The organism is Dyella telluris (assembly GCF_014297575.1).
GTDB lineage: Bacteria > Pseudomonadota > Gammaproteobacteria > Xanthomonadales > Rhodanobacteraceae > Dyella > Dyella telluris.
Map to the genome: position 1 here is coordinate 1,535,300 of NZ_CP060412.1, position 18,072 is coordinate 1,553,371.

At 63.8% G+C, this 18,072-nt stretch carries 23 protein-coding genes; 7 read left to right on the top strand and 16 right to left on the bottom strand.

The genetic code is table 11. The annotated features are described in order from the left end of the window. Nucleotides 1–95 precede the first annotated feature (95 nt). The 3 genes from H8F01_RS07030 to H8F01_RS07040 form a co-directional block, all read right to left on the bottom strand. The gene (locus H8F01_RS07030; protein WP_238481178.1) at nt 96–344 is read right to left on the bottom strand and encodes a hypothetical protein; all 249 of its coding nucleotides are present in this window, start codon (nt 342–344) and stop codon (nt 96–98) included. A gap of 94 nt (nt 345–438) precedes the next feature. Next, the gene (locus H8F01_RS21825; RefSeq protein ID WP_187058296.1) at nt 439–2,121 is read right to left on the bottom strand and encodes a methyl-accepting chemotaxis protein; all 1,683 of its coding nucleotides are present in this window, start codon (nt 2,119–2,121) and stop codon (nt 439–441) included. A 162-nt stretch (nt 2,122–2,283) separates the two neighbouring features. Beyond that, on the bottom strand, nt 2,284–2,679 hold the full coding sequence (locus tag H8F01_RS07040; RefSeq protein ID WP_187058297.1) for a GFA family protein: 396 nt from the start codon (nt 2,677–2,679) through the stop codon (nt 2,284–2,286). Between the two features lie 178 nt (nt 2,680–2,857). On the opposite strand from H8F01_RS07040, the gene H8F01_RS07045 reads away from it, so the two are divergent. Then, nucleotides 2,858–3,667 carry an endonuclease/exonuclease/phosphatase family protein gene (locus tag H8F01_RS07045; protein WP_425490109.1) on the top strand — a complete coding sequence of 270 codons (810 nt, stop codon included), beginning with the start codon at nt 2,858–2,860 and terminating at the stop codon, nt 3,665–3,667. 138 nt (nt 3,668–3,805) lie between these two features. On the opposite strand, the gene rsgA is transcribed toward H8F01_RS07045, so the two are convergent. The 6 genes from rsgA to H8F01_RS07075 form a co-directional block, all read right to left on the bottom strand. After that, on the bottom strand, nt 3,806–4,861 hold the full coding sequence (gene rsgA, locus H8F01_RS07050) for a ribosome small subunit-dependent GTPase A (protein WP_187058298.1): 1,056 nt from the start codon (nt 4,859–4,861) through the stop codon (nt 3,806–3,808). 349 nt (nt 4,862–5,210) lie between these two features. Next, nucleotides 5,211–5,633, bottom strand: coding sequence for a DUF3597 domain-containing protein (locus tag H8F01_RS07055; RefSeq protein ID WP_187058299.1), 423 nt, complete (start codon nt 5,631–5,633; stop codon nt 5,211–5,213). A gap of 57 nt (nt 5,634–5,690) precedes the next feature. After that, nucleotides 5,691–6,131: a hypothetical protein gene (locus H8F01_RS07060; protein ID WP_187058300.1), complete on the bottom strand. Its 441-nt coding sequence runs from the start codon at nt 6,129–6,131 to the stop codon at nt 5,691–5,693. Between the two features lie 10 nt (nt 6,132–6,141). Next, the gene (locus H8F01_RS07065) at nt 6,142–6,390 is read right to left on the bottom strand and encodes a GlsB/YeaQ/YmgE family stress response membrane protein (RefSeq protein WP_187058301.1); all 249 of its coding nucleotides are present in this window, start codon (nt 6,388–6,390) and stop codon (nt 6,142–6,144) included. A gap of 120 nt (nt 6,391–6,510) precedes the next feature. Then, nucleotides 6,511–6,864, bottom strand: coding sequence for a hypothetical protein (locus H8F01_RS07070; protein ID WP_238481180.1), 354 nt, complete (start codon nt 6,862–6,864; stop codon nt 6,511–6,513). A gap of 160 nt (nt 6,865–7,024) precedes the next feature. Next, complete coding sequence (locus H8F01_RS07075) at nt 7,025–7,555, bottom strand: DUF6630 family protein (protein ID WP_187058303.1); 531 nt, start codon at nt 7,553–7,555, stop codon at nt 7,025–7,027. Nucleotides 7,556–7,756: 201 nt separating this feature from the next. On the opposite strand from H8F01_RS07075, the gene H8F01_RS07080 reads away from it, so the two are divergent. Next, nucleotides 7,757–8,437: an FHA domain-containing protein gene (locus H8F01_RS07080; RefSeq protein WP_187058304.1), complete on the top strand. Its 681-nt coding sequence runs from the start codon at nt 7,757–7,759 to the stop codon at nt 8,435–8,437. Nucleotides 8,438–8,586: 149 nt separating this feature from the next. After that, the gene (locus tag H8F01_RS07085) at nt 8,587–9,150 is read left to right on the top strand and encodes a cytochrome b (RefSeq protein ID WP_187058305.1); all 564 of its coding nucleotides are present in this window, start codon (nt 8,587–8,589) and stop codon (nt 9,148–9,150) included. 34 nt (nt 9,151–9,184) lie between these two features. Here the strand turns inward: H8F01_RS07085 and H8F01_RS07090 are convergent, their stop codons facing one another. Further along, nucleotides 9,185–9,535 carry a cytochrome c gene (locus H8F01_RS07090; protein WP_187058306.1) on the bottom strand — a complete coding sequence of 117 codons (351 nt, stop codon included), beginning with the start codon at nt 9,533–9,535 and terminating at the stop codon, nt 9,185–9,187. Nucleotide 9,536: 1 nt separating this feature from the next. After that, nucleotides 9,537–10,778, bottom strand: coding sequence for a SorA family sulfite dehydrogenase catalytic subunit (sorA, locus tag H8F01_RS07095; protein WP_187058307.1), 1,242 nt, complete (start codon nt 10,776–10,778; stop codon nt 9,537–9,539). A 204-nt stretch (nt 10,779–10,982) separates the two neighbouring features. Between sorA and H8F01_RS07100 the strand changes: the two genes are divergently transcribed. Beyond that, a complete protein-coding gene (locus tag H8F01_RS07100; RefSeq protein ID WP_187058308.1) occupies nt 10,983–11,747 on the top strand; it encodes an SDR family oxidoreductase in 765 nt (254 codons plus the stop codon). A gap of 771 nt (nt 11,748–12,518) precedes the next feature. Beyond that, nucleotides 12,519–13,109, top strand: a complete 591-nt coding sequence (locus H8F01_RS07105; RefSeq protein ID WP_187058309.1) for a hypothetical protein — start codon at nt 12,519–12,521, stop codon at nt 13,107–13,109. Nucleotides 13,110–13,151: 42 nt separating this feature from the next. Here the strand turns inward: H8F01_RS07105 and H8F01_RS07110 are convergent, their stop codons facing one another. From H8F01_RS07110 to H8F01_RS07120, 3 genes are all read right to left on the bottom strand, one after another. Beyond that, on the bottom strand, nt 13,152–13,559 hold the full coding sequence (locus H8F01_RS07110; RefSeq protein ID WP_187058310.1) for a hypothetical protein: 408 nt from the start codon (nt 13,557–13,559) through the stop codon (nt 13,152–13,154). A gap of 240 nt (nt 13,560–13,799) precedes the next feature. Continuing rightward, on the bottom strand, nt 13,800–14,627 hold the full coding sequence (locus H8F01_RS07115) for an SGNH/GDSL hydrolase family protein (protein ID WP_187058311.1): 828 nt from the start codon (nt 14,625–14,627) through the stop codon (nt 13,800–13,802). Nucleotides 14,628–14,783: 156 nt separating this feature from the next. Then, on the bottom strand, nt 14,784–15,446 hold the full coding sequence (locus tag H8F01_RS07120; RefSeq protein ID WP_222615732.1) for a CDGSH iron-sulfur domain-containing protein: 663 nt from the start codon (nt 15,444–15,446) through the stop codon (nt 14,784–14,786). A gap of 244 nt (nt 15,447–15,690) precedes the next feature. Between H8F01_RS07120 and H8F01_RS07125 the strand changes: the two genes are divergently transcribed. Both H8F01_RS07125 and H8F01_RS07130 read left to right on the top strand, forming a co-directional pair. Beyond that, the gene (locus H8F01_RS07125) at nt 15,691–16,173 is read left to right on the top strand and encodes a cupin domain-containing protein (protein ID WP_187058313.1); all 483 of its coding nucleotides are present in this window, start codon (nt 15,691–15,693) and stop codon (nt 16,171–16,173) included. 180 nt (nt 16,174–16,353) lie between these two features. After that, on the top strand, nt 16,354–16,659 hold the full coding sequence (locus H8F01_RS07130; RefSeq protein WP_187058314.1) for a hypothetical protein: 306 nt from the start codon (nt 16,354–16,356) through the stop codon (nt 16,657–16,659). Nucleotides 16,660–17,104: 445 nt separating this feature from the next. Here the strand turns inward: H8F01_RS07130 and H8F01_RS07135 are convergent, their stop codons facing one another. Together H8F01_RS07135 and H8F01_RS07140 are read right to left on the bottom strand one after the other, a co-directional pair. Then, the gene (locus H8F01_RS07135) at nt 17,105–17,410 is read right to left on the bottom strand and encodes a hypothetical protein (protein ID WP_187058315.1); all 306 of its coding nucleotides are present in this window, start codon (nt 17,408–17,410) and stop codon (nt 17,105–17,107) included. Nucleotides 17,411–17,763: 353 nt separating this feature from the next. Beyond that, complete coding sequence (locus H8F01_RS07140; RefSeq protein ID WP_187058316.1) at nt 17,764–17,979, bottom strand: ATP-binding protein; 216 nt, start codon at nt 17,977–17,979, stop codon at nt 17,764–17,766. Nucleotides 17,980–18,072 lie beyond the last annotated feature (93 nt).

Genomic DNA, 18,072 nt, shown 5'->3' on the forward strand with positions numbered 1-18,072 from the left:
CCGCGGATGGTTCATTGCCTGCCGCGACTCATCCAACATGCGCCAATTAACCGAAACACCGCGTGAATACGGTGGTTGAGACTGAACCTGCCGGCTCAGGCGCCGCCCGATACCTTGCGGAAGCGCCGCTCCTGCACCAGCCACATGCCGATGCCATAGCCGGCTCCGGCCAGCCCCCACCACAGGAAGGCCGACTCACCGATGGTCAGGCGTGGGTGGGGGATCACAAACGTCATGACCAGGAACATCGGCAGGCCGTAGCAGAGCAGCCCGTAGAACAGCACATACCTGAGCATTCCCTGCCCGCGGATCTTCGCCCAGCGATCGAATTCCCTGCTTTGCATGCGTGCCCCTGAGCCCGGTTCCTGAAGACGGAAACACGCATGGAACGCGCGAGCGCTCCATGCGTTGAATCCTTCGGCAAAAAACTTCGCGGGATCAGAACTCCGTCCACACGTCCCGGGCGTCGGCCAGGGCCGGCTCGGGGCGCTGGCGAGGTGCCGGTGCCGGCGCTGCCACCGGCTTCACAGGGGCGGCAGCGGCCATGGCTGCCGGGCTGGCCGGGACCGGGGCCGGCTCCCGGGCGTCCTGGCCCTGCAGGGAGAAGTAGGCCACCTGGCCCACCAGCACCTGCGACAGGTCCAGCGTGTGGCGACTGGCGGCACTCGCCTCTTCCACCAGCGCGGCGTTCTGCTGGGTCACTTCGTCCAGCGTCACCACCGCATTGTTCACCTGCCCGATGCCCGCCGACTGTTCCTCGGAGGCCGCTGCAATGACTTCGATGATGGTGCTCACTTCGCGTACGTCACCGGCAATGTCCTGAAGTGCCGCACCGGTGCGCTGCACCAGGGTCGCGCCCTCACTCACCTTCTCCGTGGTGTCCTGGATCAGCGACTTGATGTTCTTGGCTGCCGCGCCGCTGCGCTGGGCCAGATTGCGCACTTCGGTGGCCACCACGGCGAAGCCACGCCCCTGCTCGCCGGCACGTGCCGCTTCCACCGCCGCATTGAGTGCAAGCAGGTTGGTCTGGAAGGCGATCTCGTCGATCAGCACCACGATCTCGCCCACTTCCTTGCTCGCCTGCGTGATGGCATCCATCGCGCCCACGGCGGAACCGGCAATGTCGCGGCCTTCTTCCGCACGCTGGCGCATGCGCATCGCCATTTCGCGCGCCTGGGCGGCGCCTTCGGCGTTCTGCTTCACGGTGCTGGACAGCTCTTCCATCGATGCCGCGGTTTCCTCCAGCGAGCTCGCCTGTTCCTGCGTACGCTGCGAGAGGTCATCGTTGCCCTGCGACAGATCGCGTGCCGCCGACGTGACCTGCTCGGCCACGTCGCGCACCTGCGTCACGATGCCGGCCAGCTGGCGATCCATTTCGTCCAGCGAACGCAGCGTGTCGCTCAATTCGTCATTGCCGGTGACTACCGTGGCGTTGTTGAGCTTGCCCTGCTGGATGGCACCGGCCAGCTCGCGTGCCTGATTGAGCGGACGCGTCACGGCGCGGATCAGCACCACGGCCACGCCCACCAGTGTTGCAATGGCCAGCACCAGCACCGCCAGCGACAGCTGCCAGGTGCGATGGAAGCTCGCTGCCGCCACGGCGGCCGAGTCCGCCGCCTGCTTCTGGTTGATCACCATCAGCTTGTCGATGGCATCCGTGGCCTTGCCCATCTCGTCAGCCACCTTGGCGGTATGCAGCTTGCGCGCGTCCTCGCCCTTGCCCGCGTCCAGCAGCTGGGCCTCCTGGCTGACATCCGGACCGGACGCCTTGATGAGTTCGTCGAACTGCGTGGCCACGGCGCGCTCGTCGTCGGCCGACACCATGACCGGGTAGTAGCGCTTCCATGCGGTCAACAGGTGCTCGTGGCCTTCGTTGATGCGCTTCACCGCATCGCGGTTGGACGGATCGATGAGGGAGCGATTGAGTGCAAGGCGATCCTCGATGATCGCGGCGCGCGCTTCGCTGATCGCGGCCATCGCCAGCACGTTGTTCTGATACATGTCATCGACCAGCGCGTACGTGCTGCGCACGCCGTGCAGGCCAACCAGACCGATGATGACGGCGGCCAGCAGGGCCAGGCCCATGCTCGCAATGATTCTGAGACGAATGGTGAAACGCATGATGCTGAATTCCCGACGAAAATGGGCGCTACCCCCCACAAAGGGGGGTATCGGCGTGGGATCAGCTTCCTTGACAGGTATTTTCTTGCGGGGGCCTGACGCGGTCGGTGTCTGGTCAGGCCGGGCGCTGGCCGAAGCATCTTGGGGCCACTATTGGCGCAATCAGTCCATGTGCTCGATATCGTCGGGCAGCCTCACCCAGGGATGCATGCATTCCTCGAACACGGAGATGCTCGGCGCAGGAAAATCCGCCCGCGAAAACCCGCCCACCGGTACGCCAACCTGGCCTTGCACCGAATCCAGCCGGTAGTACACCGTGGCGCCGCATACGGGGCAGAAATAGAACGTGCCGGTGCCGCCCGTATCGCCCTTGCGCACGTAAGCGGTGGCGTTTCCACGAATCACCACGTCTTCTTCGCGAAAGCGCGCCTGCACCCCGAACACGCTGCCGGTACGACGCTGGCAGGCATTGCAGTGGCAGATGGAAACGCGCAGCGGGTCCCTGGTGGCGCGAAGCATGAGTTGCCGGCAACTGCAGGTGGCGACGCGCTGGGGCATGAGGTGTTCTTGGTGGAGTGGTGACATTCCGGCAGCCGGACGCGGGCACTATACGCTGTCCCTTCCGCGTGAAGTGTCGATTGACAGGGTACTTGCCGCGCAAGAGCGTGCTACGGTCGTGACCTCCTTCGAACGGAGCCTGACCTTGACCTCATCCCGTCGCCGATACACCTTCGCCCTGAGCGTCCTGCTCGCCTTCATCAGCCTGCCTCTCGCTGCGCAAAGCCTCCGCGTGATGAGCTTCAACGTCCGCGTGCCGGTGGCCGCCGACGGCCCCAACCGCTGGGAAGCGCGCCGCGACCTGATGGTGCGCACTATCCGCGAGCAGCACCCCGATGTGATGGGTACGCAGGAGCTGCACAAGGAACAGGGCGACTACATCGTGTCCAAGCTGCCGCAGTACACCTGGTTCGGCATCGACCGGCGCGGTGGCCACAGCGATGAACACATGGGCGTGTTCTATCGCAAAGATCGACTGGTGCTGAAAGACTCGGGCAACTTCTGGCTGTCTGACACGCCCGATGTGCCTGGCAGCATCACCTGGGGCCACCCCCTCCCGCGCATGGTCACCTGGGCATTGTTTGAGGACAAGGCCACCGGCCACACCTTCTACTACTACAACACCCACCTGCCCTATCGGGATGAGGACGAGCCGGCGCGCGTGAAGGGCGCGACGGAGATCGTCGGTCGCCTGGCGAAATTGCCGGCGAACGTCCCCGTGATCCTCACCGGCGACATGAACTCCGAGGCAAGCAACCCGACCTATGCGGTGTATGCCAAGGCGCTGACCGACACCCGCGCCGTCGCGCCCAAGGTCGAAGGCCCCGAGAAGACCTTCCATGATTTCACCGGCGTGCCGACCGTGCGCCTCGACTACATCTTCGAGCGTGGCTTTACGCCCAAGAGCTTCACCACGGTGACCACGCAGCAGGATGGACGTTACCCGTCCGATCACTTCCCGGTGATCAGCGAGCTCGACTGGAAGTAAACCTCGCGCAGACCATGGTAGGAGCGCGCTTGTGCGCAACCACTACGTGACGGACTCCAGTTCCGACGGCGGTCGCGCGCAAGCGCGCTCCTACACAACAGAGCTCATTGGGAAAGGTGGCAGAACCGGGGCGATCACTCATCGCCCCAGCTTTTCCTTCTTCACCCTCATCGCCTGCGTCACCACGGCGTTGAACTGACGACTGTGCTCGTGCTGCTCGCGCAGGCTGCGCTGCGCATGTGCGGATTCACGCTGCAACTTGCGGTAGTTGGACAGGCGTCGCGCATCCAGGGCGCCGTCGGCAACGGCGGCCTCCACTGCACAACCCGCATCGCCTTCATGCCGGCAGTCGCCGAAGCGGCACTGCGTTGCCAGCGCGTCGATATCGTCGAACACCGCACCGAGTTCCGCTTCCCCGACCGCCACGCGCAGTTCGCGCATGCCCGGCGTGTCGATCACCCATGCGCCGCCGGGCGTGGGGAACATCTCTCTCGCCGTGGTGGTGTGACGGCCGCGCGCATCGTCTTCGCGGATACCGGCCGTACGTTGCATGGCCGCTCCCGTAAGGTGGTTGGCCAGCGTCGACTTGCCCACACCGGACGAACCGACGAAGGCCACCGTCTTGCCCGGCGTCAGCCAGGGCCCGAGCTGCGACACCGACGCCTCGTCCAGCGCATTGACCGCGAGTACGGACAAACCCGGCATCAACTGTTCAGCGGCCGCGACATAGTCCGCCGCGTCTTCGCCGAGATCCGCCTTGGTCAGCACCACCACGGGCAGCACGCCCGCATCGAGCGCCAACGCCAGATAGCGCTCGAGTCGCGAGGGATTGAAGTCGTCATTGCATGACGACACCACGAACAGCGCATCAAGATTGGCGGCAATCGGCTGGCGTCGATGGTCACCACCGGCCGCCACGCGCGACAACAGGGAGCGGCGATCGAGCACACGCAGCGCGCGGTCTGCCTCGTGTTCTACCAACACCCAGTCGCCAACGGCCACGCCGCCGCTCTCGGCCAGTGCATGCGGCAACGCCACCGCCATCGCGCCGCGCGAGGACAGCACCGCCAGCCCGCTGCGATGCACGGCCATGACACGTGCAGGGTAACCGGCGTCGAAATCGGCCAGCGTCAAAAGTCGTGCGTACTCAGCCTGCCAGCCGAGCTGGTGCAGCGAAAACGTCTGAAAAGACATGGAAACACCCAGGAAACGAGGAAGACGACGGCCACGCGGATCGGGGCCGAACGAATCACCGGGGTGCGAAGCGGGGAATGGAAAGCGCACCAGCCGCAGGCTGGCGTAACCCTCAGAAGCGCGTCGACCCGGCGGAGGCTGCAACAACAATCATGGTTCTATTCCTCCTCTTGGCGGGGTTGACGGGACGCGCAGAGTAGCCATGCGTGACACGGCGTGCAAGTGCTTATTTTTCGTCAGTACTTACACATGGATGGTGTTGCGCCGGCGCCGTTCGCGCAGGCGGTTGGCGCAAAAAGCGAAGGCCGGCAACGCGCCGGCCTTCATCCACGCCGTCACACGCTAGCGGTCAGCCGGCGAGATTGGCTGGCAGGGTGCCGCCATTGGCCGCCAGCGCCTTCATCACTTCCTTGTGCAGCCAGATATTCATGCTGGCCGAATCGTTGGTGTCGCCGGTGTAACCCAGTTCGGCTGCCAGCTGCTTGCGATGGTCCAGGCTGCTGTCCATGCCCAGCGCTTTCATCATGTCCACGATGGACACGCGCCAGTCCAGTTTCTGGCCGCTCTCGCTGACGAAGCGATCCATGATCACGGCCACGTCCACGCCGGACAGCGGCGCCACGGCCGGCGGCGTCGCCTGCACAGCCGGAGCGGCGACAGGTGCAGCCGCCGGTGACGATGCATCCGCTGCGGCGCTGGTCGACACGTCGGCCGGGGCGTCCGCCTTGGCCTTGCCGAACAGCTTGTTGATGATGGTTCCAAAGATGCTCATGGGTTCACTCTCCATCGAAGATGTAGCGGTTATGTGCAGGCTGCCGCCATGGCGGCCTCAACCCTGCTGATGCTCGCGCAACTTGGCGAGTGCGATGGCCAACGCCGCACCGCCGAGCGTTTTGATGAGCGTGGCGTGTTCGGCATAGAAGTGTCCGACCTGGTCGATCACGCCCGGATGAATTCGCTCCGCATCAGCTGCAATCTGCTCCACCTCGGTGACGCTGAGATGACTCGCCTGCTCCGGCGTCACCTGGTTTGCACCGGTGGCCGCCAGCAGCTGGTTCAGCATGCCCGCCTGCTGGTTCGCGTTCGATTGCGCGAACAGCTTGCCCACCATGCTGCCGAAGGACTCGGTGTGATCCGAGCGAAACATCGATGCCAGGCTCTGGCCGAGCGCCTCACGAGGCACCGCCTGGGCCGCCGCATCGAAATGGCTGTCTTCAGCGGAGCCCAGCAGGGACGTCGCCTGCTTCAGCAAGGCATCCATCATGTTCATGCGCGGCTCCTCAGGACTTGCGCGTCAGCAGACGGCCGAGCGCCAGCAGCACGATGGCGCCGACTATCGCGCCGATGAAACCGGACGATTCACCAGGGGCGTACCAATGCAGGGCCTGGCCGATATAGGTCGCCAGTACGGCGCCAGCGATACCCAGGGCCGCCGTCAGAAAGAAACCGAAGGCATGACGTCCCGGTGAGATCCAACGGGCAACCACACCGGCGAGGAAGCCGATGCAGATCGTCCAGACCAGATGCATGTGAAATACCTGCCAAAGCAGCCGAATGGGCGGCCAGAGTACGGTCGGCTGCGTGGCATCGATATCGGATCGATCTCAACTAAATGTCGCGTTGCACACGTCGAACCGACACCTTGCGCGCTAACGCGGTAACGGCAGGCACTCCATGACTTCAACGGAATCGCCGGGGAAGATGGCGAAGTGCGGGTGGCCTTCGAACAGCTTCGCCGCTGCCTCGTGTGAATCGGCACGCACGATGGTGAAGGCAGTCAACGCATTCCTGATTTTCTCGACGCCGTCATGGGACACACGCAGCGTCTTTCCCAGCGGCGTGCCGATCTCCACGATGACATCCTGATGGCGCTCCACCCATTGGCCCCAGGCCTGCATGCCGGCCTGCTCGCGCTCGTGGCGCTGCGCGTCGCTGAGCTGTGCCCAGCCTGATGCCTTCATCGCCTCATCGGTTCCAATGAACACCGCAAGGAAGTTCTTCATGGCTCGCTCCGACATGTCGTGGTGGGAAGGTGAAGGCAGCGGCGTGTTCCGCTGCCCCGACCCAAGGATAGGCACGGGCTATTTATGTTAAAGAACATATTCTGCGCCGCGCAGCCATGCCGCAGCGCCCTGCCTTCCCACGCGCGCGTAGCGGCTCGCGTCAGCCCATCTCGTTGCCGCGATGCACATGGACGCGCAGCTCAGTCGCCAGCTCCCGCATCGGCTCCACATCGCGCGACAGCGTGATCCAGCCGGCAATGCTGTCGTCATCCGTGTCGAGCAGCCACAGCGTGTAGCCATGCGGCGCGAGGTTGTCGTAGGCGAGGGTGATCAGGTCGGAGGTATCCACGCTGGCGTGGAATTCATCCTCGTCCGCGTCACCATCCCAGTCGATGTCCAGGTTCCAGCGCGAGGCGAGTTCTTCGATAGCCTGCACCAGGCTACGCGTGTCGCCCTCATCCACGTGGAAGGTCGCGCGCCAGTCGGCGACCTGCCCCACCACCTGCGCCACATCAACATCATCGTCAGGCGTATCGCCGACCGCTTCGCGATAGGCAGCGAACTGCTGGAACGCTGAATCGTCGTCGCCGGGATTGATCAGCAGGAACAACTGCCAGACATAGGCATCCAGTGAATCGTCGTCTTCATCGAACTCGTGGCCGTGGTCGAAGTCGTGGTCGGAAGGCGTCATGGGTGCATGTCCGGAAGTCGGAAGAGAAGGGGCGCAGCAAGTGTCACCGGGCTATTGTCGTCCGTCAGGCGCGCAGGAAAAAGAGCGGCGTTGGCTCGCCGCCAAAGGAAGGCCGCCTGGCTCCGATCGCCGTATGCCGCGCAGAAGGCCGCTTTTGCCGATTTGCGTTCCACGCGCCAGCGTCGGACACTGCAGGACGTCATGGCACGCCACCTCGTCATTGCCATCACGTTGGCCGTCACCGCGACACCGCAGCCATCGCACGCGGAGACCGCGTCACAGCCGCCGAACCCTCCCTCCGGCATCTACCAGATCCAGCAGCGCGCGGCCGATGGCGTGGTGCTGGTGCACCGCACGCTGTACCTGGCCTTCGATGACAACAAGGTCACGGGCTACTACGACAACCCCTACCCGCGCCCCGCAGAAACCGAGGTCGACCAGACCTGCCGCTTTTTCCTTTCCGGCAAGCTGACCGCGCCCGACACCATGGAACTCTCCGCCCAACACCCGGACGATGAATTCGTCGCCGGTGTGTCGCTCAAGCAACGGCCCGATGGCGCGTGGACGGTGACGGTGAACGGCGTCACCGGCAACCGCTCCTACCTGCCCAACTGCCCGGTGCCGTCCCTGCTCAGCGGCGATGTCGTGAAGCTGGGTTCCACACGCCCGTGGCGCATGGTGGGTTATGTGAGCAAACCCCGCGCCGTGCTCCATACCGATGCGTCGGACAGCTCGGCCACCACCGCCTATCTGGTGAATCACGACCCCGTGGCCATCCAGAACCTTCAGGGCGACTGGCTGCAGGTGGACTACCTCACCAGGGACCACGAGCTCGTGCGCTGGCTAAGGAGCACCGACGTCTACTATCACCTGGAGCGCTGAGCCGTGCCGGTGCGGCCCCTTTGCGATTGATCCAGCGCAGGCCTCCGCGACAACCCTACACTTGCCGATGATCAACGGGCAGGCATGGTGGAGATGCAATACCCGTCGCCGATGAACGGCGTCCTTTCCCCACCGCATGGCCGCACTTCATGACCACGACACGCTACGCCTCGTCGCAACGCTTTCTCCATTGGCTTATTGCCGCGCTGGTGGCACTGGCCCTGCTCTCCATCGAGCTCAAGGGCTGGCTGCCCAAGGGATCGTCGGAGCGCGCGCTGGTGAAGTGGTCCCACACCCAGTTCGGGCTCAGCGTGCTGCTGCTGTCCTTGGTGCGTCTGGCGCTGCATCGACAAGGCAAGGTACCGCCCATTTCGCCGCCACCGCCGCGCTGGCAGATGGTGGCGGCCCGCCTGATGCACGGCGCGCTCTACGTACTCACCCTGCTGGTACCGCTGCTGGGCGTGGCGATGATGTTCTACGCCGGCAAGGAGTGGAGCTTCGCCGGCCTGCCGCTGCCCACCCTGAGCGATCCTGATACCGCGCTTGCACACCGCATCGAGGACATCCACGAAACCGTCGGCAACGTGCTGATGTGGCTTGCCATCGCCCACGCCGCTGCCGCGCTTTACCACCATGTCGTGCAGCGGGACAACACGCTGGTGCGCATGACATGGGCGCGCGACCGCAGCGTGGACAAGAGCAACACCCGTTAGACGCGACGCGGCAACCGGCGCCGCAACGGGCCGGTTACTTCGTCTGCTGGTCGGCGTTGACCTTGGTGAGGTAGGTACTCAGCGTAGCTACCTCACTGTCTTCAATCGGCGCGCCGTACGCGGTCCTCATCTTGTTGATCTCCGCCGTCCACTCGGCCTGTGTCAGCAGGGGCTGCTTGAGCACCATGCCGGCCGAATGGCAGATCAGGCATTTGCCGGCGATATCCGAACCCGGTCCCGGCGGAAACGAGGCTGTGCTAGCTGGCAGATCCACCGACACCGAGTGAATGGCGATCGGCGCCGGTGTCTTCGACGGCGTGGCTGCCGACACCGGCAGCACCCCACCCAGCAAGGTCAACAAGGCGATGGCATGCATGGTTTTCATGTCAGGCCACCTGCACTTTGATGGATTCAACCACGTTGCGCATGAAGCCACCGGGGTTCCAGTTGGCCTCCATGGGCTGCTCCACGCCATTGGTGTTGATGGCCTTCACCATCAGCGTGTTGTCGCCCCTGGCCTTGGGCGTGTACTGCGCATGCCAGCGACGGAAGCTGTACTTGCCGTAATCCTGCTCCAGCGTGGATTCCTGCCAGTGCGCGCCGCCATCGTTCGACCACAGCACTTTCGCCACGCCGGCGTCACCACCGAAGGCAATACCGCGCACCGGCGTGGCATGGCCGGCGAGCACCTTGTCGCCATCACGAAGATTGGTAATGAAGGAGCGCGGCACCAGGCGGTTGATCGGTACGTTTTTGACGCCCGTCTGCCCCGGCACGATGCTGGCATGCGGCGTATCCGGAATCATGTAGGCCTTGGCCATCCAGAAGTTCGCGTCTGCCTTGTCGAGCACTTCGATGTCGTTGAGCATCTTCACCCAGTAGGTGGAATACCAGCCGGGCACGACCAGGCGCAGCGGAAACCCGTTGAGCAGCGGCAACTGTTCGCCATTCATGCCCCACGCCACCATCACCTCACCATCGCGCGCATGGTCGATATCCAGCGACTTCAGGAAATCGGGTGTGGCCGGCAGCGCGCCGCTGTCCATGCCCTTGAAGCGCACCTGCACCGCGGCAGGATTCACGCCGGCCTTGTCCAGCAGATCCTTCAGGCGCACGCCGGTCCAGCGCGCGCAGCCCATGGCGCCATTCGCCCACTGCCCGCCGGCAACGCGAGGATGGAACAGGCCGCGGGAATTGCCCGAGCATTGATTGACGGCGGCCAGTTCCACCGTTTCAAAATCGCTCATCAATTCCTTGAGGCTGAAGCTGAGCGACTTGCCCACCTGGCCGTGCAGATTCAGGCGGAAGCTGTCCGCATCGATCTGCGTGGGCACATACGCCAGATGCCAGCGCACGAAGAAGCGATTGTTCGGCGTGAACACACCCTGGTCAAACACGTCGAACGGCGTTTCCAGCATCGGCGGACGCGTACGCAGCAACAGCATCTCGCCCTTCTGCGGAAACTCACGCGTCAGTTCGCGCTCGCCGTTGGCGAAAGGCAATTGCGTGGTCGCCGGCTCGGCCGCGAAGGCCTTGGCGCCACCCAGGGCACCGAGCGAGCCCAGCCACCCTGCCGTTCGCAAGAAGTGGCGACGGGACGGGTCATTGGCGTTCCACTTCTCACTCATTGCGATCATCCCCTGGAAGGAAGTCCAACCACCGATATCCGCCCGACACCGTCCAAACCGCGTGAAGCCCGCGCCCGCCCCACTCGTTCGATGAAACCGAACGTTCGCGTCGCCGCCACCGCACGTCATTCCACGGCTGCCGGCGCAAGCTTTTCTCCAACGGTGCCAACCGGCGTCCACCATCAACCCCTTGGAGAAAATCATATGTCACGCCTCAATGGCAAGGTTGCACTGATCACGGGCGCCAGCTCCGGCATTGGCCGGGCCACCGCAAAACTTTTCGCCGCCGAAGGCGCCCGCGTGGTGCTGGGCGCGCGCCGCGATGCCGAGCTGCAATCGCTGGTGAAGGAAATCGAAGCGGCCGGCGGCACGGCCGTGGCCGTGGCCGGCGACGTCCGTTCGGAGGATTACGCGAAGGCGCTGGTCGACACCGCCGTCTCCCGCTTCGGCAAGCTGGATATCGCCTTCAACAACGCCGGCACCTTGGGTGAAGCCGGCGCCAGCACCGGCGTCAGCGAAGCCGGCTGGACCGACACGCTGGCCATCAACCTCACCGGCTCGTTCCTCGGCGCCAAGCACCAGATTGCGCAGATGACGAAGAACGGCGGGGGATCGGTGATCTTCACCTCCACCTTCGTCGGCCATTCCTTTGCGTTCCCCGGCGTTGCCGCCTATGCGGCCAGCAAATCCGGCCTCATCGGCCTGACCCAGGCACTGGCGGCGGAGTTCGGCCCGCAGGGCGTTCGTGTGAATGCCGTGCTGCCCGGCGCTGTCGATACCGACATGTATCGCGACATGAACAACACCGCCGAATCGCAGGCCTTCGTCACCAACCTGCACGCCCTCAAGCGCGTGGCCACGCCGGAAGAACTGGCCCGTTCGGTGCTGTACTTCGCCTCCGATGATTCGGCCTTTGTCACCGGCACCGCATCGTTGGTGGATGGTGGCGCATCCATTTCGCGTACCTGAGCTGGCGGATTCTCCATCCGGACGACGAGTGTCGTAGCCCGGATGGAGCCAACGGCGCAATCCGGGAACACGCTGGCGAGTCGCTCGCCTGGGAACAGGCATCGCGAAGACCCATGGTGCTCGCAAGGTTCTCCCGGATTCTCGCTGCGCTTCATCCGGGCTACGGGCTGGGCTTCATCCGGGCGACGTGTGTGGTAGCCCGGATGGAGCCAACGGCGCAATCCGGGAACACGCTGGCGACACGCTCGACTGGGAATTGGCATCGCGAAGACCAACGGTGCTCGCAAGGTTCTCCCGGATTCTCGCTTCGCTTCATCCGGGCTACGGGTGACTTGCCGATTTGCGCGGCGCTCCGTCTGGACTAGGGTTCTTGTAGCCCGGATGAAGCCAACGGCGCAATCCGGGAACACGCTGGCGAGTCGCTCGCCTGGGAATTGGCATCGCGAAGACCAACGGTGCTCGCGAGGTTCTCCCGGATTCTCGCTTCGCTTCATCCGGGCTACGGGCGGGGCTTCATCCGGGCGACGTGTGTCGTAGCCCGGATGGAGCCAACGGCGGAATCCGGGAACACGCCGGCGACACGCTCGACTGGGAATAGACATCGCGAAGACCAACGGTGCTCGCAAGGTTCTCCCGGATTCTCGCTTCGCTTCATCCGGGCTACGGGCACCCGGAGACGGGTGGGTGTTTTTAAGAAAGGTCTTGTAGTGGATGGACGGCGACGGGCGCCATGCTGCGCTGGCGAAAACACATGCGCCGATTCCCATGAACATGACGACCCAGACTTTCTCCCGTTGTGCTGCCAAAACGCTGATAGGCGTTGCTGCCCTGTGTGGTGCCGTGTGGACGTCGTCCGCGCTGGCCGATGCGGAGGGGGAACGCCTTATTCAGGCGGTCCCGCCGCACTTCCGCATCGTTGGTCGCGACAACACAAAGGCGGCCGGGCTGGTGCAACTGGTGCCTGACGACCAGACGGGCGCCCACTGGACCGAGATGCTCACCACGCAAATTTTCTACAACCCGAAGGCCACCTCGTTCATGGCCTATCGCGGCGAGCTGGAACGCGAGTGGCAAGGTTCGTGCGACAAGACGGGCGTCGACTACGCCATGGATGGCGAGCAGAACGGCTACCCCATCAACGTGTGGGTGCAGTCCTGCCGCTTTCGCAGCACCAGCAGCAAGCCGAACATCGCCCTGATCAAGATGATCACGGGGCGCGACAGCGTGTATGTCATCCAGGTGAACTTCCGCTATGTGCCGGACCAGGCAAAGGTCGCGCAGTGGTCGAGCTATCTGGACAAGGTGACCGTCTGCGATTCACGCATGAAGGGGCGTGAATGTCCGGCAGCGGCCTCGCCGTAGGCGCAAGCCAGCTAAGCGGCGCTCACCGCACCGCCTGGCACCTCACGCGGACGCGTCCGGATCCGTCGGCACGTTGCCGGCTATCCAGCCAACCATGAACTCATCAAGCGGAAGCTTCTCCGGCACATGGATGCCGGCATCCCGCACAAAGGCAGCGGCCGCCTTGATCAACCCCTGACGCGCAATGCTGGTTGCCTGCCGCGCTGCCGCCTGCCTCTGCCGCAGCTGCACGATGTGCGCGGAGGGCCTGCCCGGCTTCGCGTACTTCTGGAATTTACGAAGCTCATCCGCCGCCAGCGTGGTATCGAAGGCGGCCTGCAGCGTGGCCTTATAGGCCTTGAGCACAGGAATGAGCAGTGCGGCCGTTCCCAGGCCCAACGATGCCGCATCACCGGATTGCTCCAGTGCAGCGAGGGTGCCCGCGTAGGGAAACAACATGGTCTGAGTCATGGGAACGGCCTGATGCGGGGCCGTCCAGCATAGGCGCAGAGGCTTCCAGGATGCCAGGCGAGGCGTACGCCAGATGACTTTCCGGGCGACCAACATGCCCTTTTACTGGCTGGTCAGCGCATGGAACTTCACCACATCGCTGGAAGCGGTCGTGGAGTTGTCCCGCAGATCGCCGAAAGGTCAACGTGATAACCCGTCGCAATCATCAGGTCGAGACGCGCGCCGTCTCCACGCGGCCATTCATCCTTTGACGATCTCGTCGTACAGCTTGTCGCCCACCCGCTGATTCACCCAGCTCGACGGGTGACCGGTGTAGTAATAGAAATACGTCCTGGGATCGGCGCAGGGTGGCGCCTTCTTCTCGCCCAGCTCCACGCTGAAGGCGCACGGGTCGCTGGTGTTGGTGATGCCATAAGCCTGCGGGTGACTGATGATCTCGTCGATATAACGCCCCCACTGGCTGAGCCGGATGTCGATGCCCAGCTGCCCACGCAATGCCGGCACCAGCTTTTCGTAAGCAGGATTGAGCCGCTTCGCCGCCTCGGCAAAGTCCGGCACTTTCACGGGCAGCAACGCCAGTACGACATGACGCGCCCCCACCGACTTCAGCAACGTGATCTGCCGAGTGATATTCGCCACGGAGACATCAAGTGGCGTCTTGTCATCATTGAGGCCGCCCGCGATGAAGAACAGCGTGGTGTCCGGATCAAAGGTAATCGCCTTGCCGCGCACCCGCGCTGCAAAGTCCTGCACCTGATTGATCATGCCCACTTCCAGCAGCAGGCCATTTGTATTCACGCCGGGATTGAGGCCGGTGGCCGCACCCGCCACGGCGAAATCGATACTTCCCTCATCGGCGTCCTTTTCCCGCGAATGCCGCAACGGCAGATTCAGGCGCTTCGCCAGGTAGGCCACCGACGTAGGCCCGTTACCCGCCAGGAACCCCGCCCCCATGTCGGAGTAGCTGTCACCAAACACGTAGAGGCGCTGGATATCCGCACTGGCCCGCGCGGGCGCGACCGCCAGCCACGTGCCCAGAAGAACGAGAAAGCCAAACAGCAGCCGCATGGGACGCTCCGGGTGGCGATGCCGAACTCGACAGGAAGAAGCGCAGGCTACTCCCGCGTAGAAAAGGTGCGGTAGCACGGCGGCCGCCACTGGCGTACGGCCAGGCGACGCGGGAAAAGCGGCAAGGCAGCACCAAGGCGTTCCCGCCCGCGTGGCTCAATCCCTGAAATGAATCGCCGCATGCGTGCCATCGCAGAAGGGCTTGTTCTTCGATTGCCCGCAACGACACAGCGTGACGCGGTTGCGCACTTCATAGGCGAAACCGTCGGCGGCGATCACGGGGATACCACCGCGCAGCCATAGTGGCCCGCTGCACTTTTCCACCGGATCTTCGATCAGCCCAATGGACACCGGCAGTGGATTTTCCACGGGCTCGCCGGTGCTCCTGTCCCACGCCACCAGGCGGCCGGAGGGACACCGGTTGACCTGGCGAAGGAAGTTCTCGCGCACCTGCGGGTTTTCCGTGTCGGCAACCTGGCTCCACACCTGCCCGTTGGGATCGCAGTAGCGGGCGAACGCGCAGAGGTTTTCCACGTCCGTCAGTGCATGCACAGGCCCGTTCATCACCTTCGCCTGATCCAGGTACGGCTCGCGTGGTGCCGTTTCCGTGCCGTCAAAGCCCACCTTCTGGTGCGAGCCATCGCAGAACGGCTTGGACTTCGAGTGACCGCAGCGACACAGCGCATAAGTGGCGGCGTGTTCCAGCGGCGGGCCTTCCTCCCATGCCTGCGAACCGCCCTCGGCATCGGCGACGGTGGTCTGTTTCGCCAGCGCGATATCGCCCACCACCAGATAGGGGCCGTTCTTGGAAACGGTCACCTGAGCGTGTGCCTTTGGCCGTGTCATGGGATGCCCCTTCTGCACCGGGAAACCCAACCATGCCCCCGTGTATGGAGTGACCGCGTGAATGCGCCGGGAAACGGTACGGGGCCATATACCGCCCGCCACATGACCAGAAAGAACGCACCCGCAAGGCCGACAGTCAAAACCCGCCGGTACTTTTTCACCTCACCGGTTTCGCTATTCTCCAGCCCCCCACGCAATACTCAGGCGCAGGTTTCCCATGACGAATCGACTCTTGCTCTACCCCCTGCTCGCCGCCATGGCAGCCACCGGCGCGGTGGCGTCAAATGCAGCCCGGGCAGCGGACGCGCCCAAGGTCATCTCGCCCGATACCTTGCCTGCCGTGCAGGTATCCGAAGGTGTGAGGCTGAAAGAACTGACCGGGCGCGCGGCGCCGGCCGGTGCCCGCTCCACGCTGGGCAGCGTGGCCCTGTTCGAGCTCGACCCGGGCCACGCCAGCGCATGGAGCCACAACAAAGCCGGCGAAGAATCCTTCTTTATCCTGCAAGGTCACGGCGACGTCTGGACCGGCAACACCGCCCACGCCGTCGGCCCCGGCGACTACATCCTGATTCCGCCGGCCGTGGTCCGCTCCATCCGCGCCAGCAAGGGCGAAGTGCTGAAGTTCTACGCCATCACCACGCCGGCGTGGAGCAAGGATGACGATGTGCTGGTGCCAGCGCCGGCCGGGGCGCCGAAGTAACAAAACCGGCTAGGTGCCGGGTTCACTTTCCAAAGCCGGAAGTGGACCGGCGCCCGCCAGCACCCCCGTTTCTCAGCCCCTTCTGATTGCGTCGTTTTCCTGAGCCTTTGCACGATGCCAAAGGCTGCCGACCGGCTGCCCTTACGGCACCCCGGTCGCGCGAGACCCAGGAGAAACCCCGTGATCACGGCGACTCATTCCTTACGCAGCATCGCCAACGTTGTCCTGGCCATGGCCGCGCTGGTAATGGCATCGATGGTGCTGTTCTCGATGATCGCCGCGCCGCAAACCGCGCCGGCCCGATTTGGCCCCACCGACCTCCCCACGCTGACCTTCGTGGTGGCGCTTGCCATCGTGTCCGGCGTTCTCGGGTGGCGCTCATGGCGTAGGCGCAGCGAGGGTAGCGCCGCGTTCCTGCTGATCATCCATGGTGCGGCCTGCCTCATGCTGGTGGCATGTCTCGCCCTGTACGTGGTGAACCTTTAGCGGCGAGCAGAAAGCACCAGGAAAGGAACGCAGCCCGTTCCACGGGCCCACCCTTTTCGCCTCAGAACTTTTTTGCGGAAACAGCGGTTTTTTACGACTTCTAAAGGTTCCCTCAATGAGTAACAAACGATCACTCGCCTAATCTGACCCTGCTCCCGAGAGAAAAGCAGGTCTCCACGGAGCGAGCGACCGCCCTACTGGCGGAGCACCACCAGCCTAGTCAGCACGGCTTGATGGACAGATGGGCGGCCACCCAAGGGCCGCCCATTTCCTTTTGGGGAATCCGGTACGCGTCAGCGTAGATGCGATCAGAAAGGAACCAAGGGCGAACCCACTTCCCGGATAGAAGACCCGCCCCCTCTCCGAGGGGGCCCGTCGAGCCCGATGGGCAGCCCGGGCCCGACGCCCGGCATGGCGCGCCAACGGCGCACGCACCGAAACCCGGTCAGCCGCCCGTTACCCCCAACCCAACGACGACAACCACCGCCAGCAGCGCCGGCAGAGCCACCACCACCAGCTCCACCGCACGCAAGACAGGACGTGGCCGCGCCAGCTTCCAATAGGCGAGCACGGCCAACACCAGCGCCACCAGCGAAATCATCCCTGACAGAAACAAGGTATCCAACAGGATGCCGAGCACCGGCATGCCGCAAGCGACCCCGTGAGCCTGCTTCTGAGCGCGGGCAATGGCATCGCCCTGCAGGTGGCCCCATAAGGGCACGGCGATGAAGGCGATGGCGGTGAGCAGCAAGGAGAGCGTTCTTTTCATTCGAAGAAAAAGCGGTCCGGACGCGTTTCTGAAAAATAGCACTCCGCATCCTTTTCTTGCTTGACCACTTTCTTGCCGATTTCCGACACCCGAGAACGGAAGTGGTCCGCCCATTTGTTCCGCCCACTCTCGACTGAAAGCCGCTTGCTTTCGGAGGCTTCCGATTGAAATCAGTTTGCCCAGCCGGTGACTTTTGGACAGGGCACCTGACAGAAATCGCTCAATCGTCCCCCCCTGCTCACAAAGGACTGTCGATGAACGCATGCCAGACTTCAAAGCGTATTCCCGCCCACGCGGCAGCTGGAACCATGACGACCGGGGTTGCCCCACCTAAGTCAGCCTTGGCCAGGACGCTCATCGGCGAAAACCGCTCTCTGTGCATCGGTAGCACGGCTAAACGGCGTATTGCCGATGGCAATCACACGCTCGTGGGCGCTGAGTTTCTCCGCAAGTTCGGCAAGGCGGAAGCTCTTTCCGGCACCGTTCTCACCGACTAATAGAGTGATGGAAGGCCCTGGGCCGTTCAGCACAGAGGACACTTGATCATCCATCCAGTTACCCCGTTTATGTTTGGGTAAATCCGATGTGCAAGGAGAGGCATGCCGATCTGTATCGACACCTCGGGTATCCCCATTGGGCTTCTG

Excerpts from the sequence above, each read along its gene's own strand:
- H8F01_RS07030 (WP_238481178.1), bottom strand. The coding sequence starts at position 344 with ATGCAAAGCAGGGAATTCGATCGCTGGGCGAAGATCCGCGGGCAGGGA.
- H8F01_RS21825 (WP_187058296.1), bottom strand. The coding sequence starts at position 2,121 with ATGCGTTTCACCATTCGTCTCAGAATCATTGCGAGCATGGGCCTGGCC.
- H8F01_RS07040 (WP_187058297.1), bottom strand. The coding sequence starts at position 2,679 with ATGCCCCAGCGCGTCGCCACCTGCAGTTGCCGGCAACTCATGCTTCGC.
- rsgA (WP_187058298.1), bottom strand. The coding sequence starts at position 4,861 with ATGTCTTTTCAGACGTTTTCGCTGCACCAGCTCGGCTGGCAGGCTGAG.
- H8F01_RS07055 (WP_187058299.1), bottom strand. The coding sequence starts at position 5,633 with ATGAGCATCTTTGGAACCATCATCAACAAGCTGTTCGGCAAGGCCAAG.
- H8F01_RS07060 (WP_187058300.1), bottom strand. The coding sequence starts at position 6,131 with ATGAACATGATGGATGCCTTGCTGAAGCAGGCGACGTCCCTGCTGGGC.
- H8F01_RS07065 (WP_187058301.1), bottom strand. The coding sequence starts at position 6,390 with ATGCATCTGGTCTGGACGATCTGCATCGGCTTCCTCGCCGGTGTGGTT.
- H8F01_RS07070 (WP_238481180.1), bottom strand. The coding sequence starts at position 6,864 with ATGAAGAACTTCCTTGCGGTGTTCATTGGAACCGATGAGGCGATGAAG.
- H8F01_RS07075 (WP_187058303.1), bottom strand. The coding sequence starts at position 7,555 with ATGACGCCTTCCGACCACGACTTCGACCACGGCCACGAGTTCGATGAA.
- H8F01_RS07080 (WP_187058304.1), top strand. The coding sequence starts at position 7,757 with ATGGCACGCCACCTCGTCATTGCCATCACGTTGGCCGTCACCGCGACA.
- H8F01_RS07085 (WP_187058305.1), top strand. The coding sequence starts at position 8,587 with ATGACCACGACACGCTACGCCTCGTCGCAACGCTTTCTCCATTGGCTT.
- H8F01_RS07090 (WP_187058306.1), bottom strand. The coding sequence starts at position 9,535 with ATGAAAACCATGCATGCCATCGCCTTGTTGACCTTGCTGGGTGGGGTG.
- sorA (WP_187058307.1), bottom strand. The coding sequence starts at position 10,778 with ATGAGTGAGAAGTGGAACGCCAATGACCCGTCCCGTCGCCACTTCTTG.
- H8F01_RS07100 (WP_187058308.1), top strand. The coding sequence starts at position 10,983 with ATGTCACGCCTCAATGGCAAGGTTGCACTGATCACGGGCGCCAGCTCC.
- H8F01_RS07105 (WP_187058309.1), top strand. The coding sequence starts at position 12,519 with ATGACGACCCAGACTTTCTCCCGTTGTGCTGCCAAAACGCTGATAGGC.
- H8F01_RS07110 (WP_187058310.1), bottom strand. The coding sequence starts at position 13,559 with ATGACTCAGACCATGTTGTTTCCCTACGCGGGCACCCTCGCTGCACTG.
- H8F01_RS07115 (WP_187058311.1), bottom strand. The coding sequence starts at position 14,627 with ATGCGGCTGCTGTTTGGCTTTCTCGTTCTTCTGGGCACGTGGCTGGCG.
- H8F01_RS07125 (WP_187058313.1), top strand. The coding sequence starts at position 15,691 with ATGACGAATCGACTCTTGCTCTACCCCCTGCTCGCCGCCATGGCAGCC.
- H8F01_RS07140 (WP_187058316.1), bottom strand. The coding sequence starts at position 17,979 with ATGGATGATCAAGTGTCCTCTGTGCTGAACGGCCCAGGGCCTTCCATC.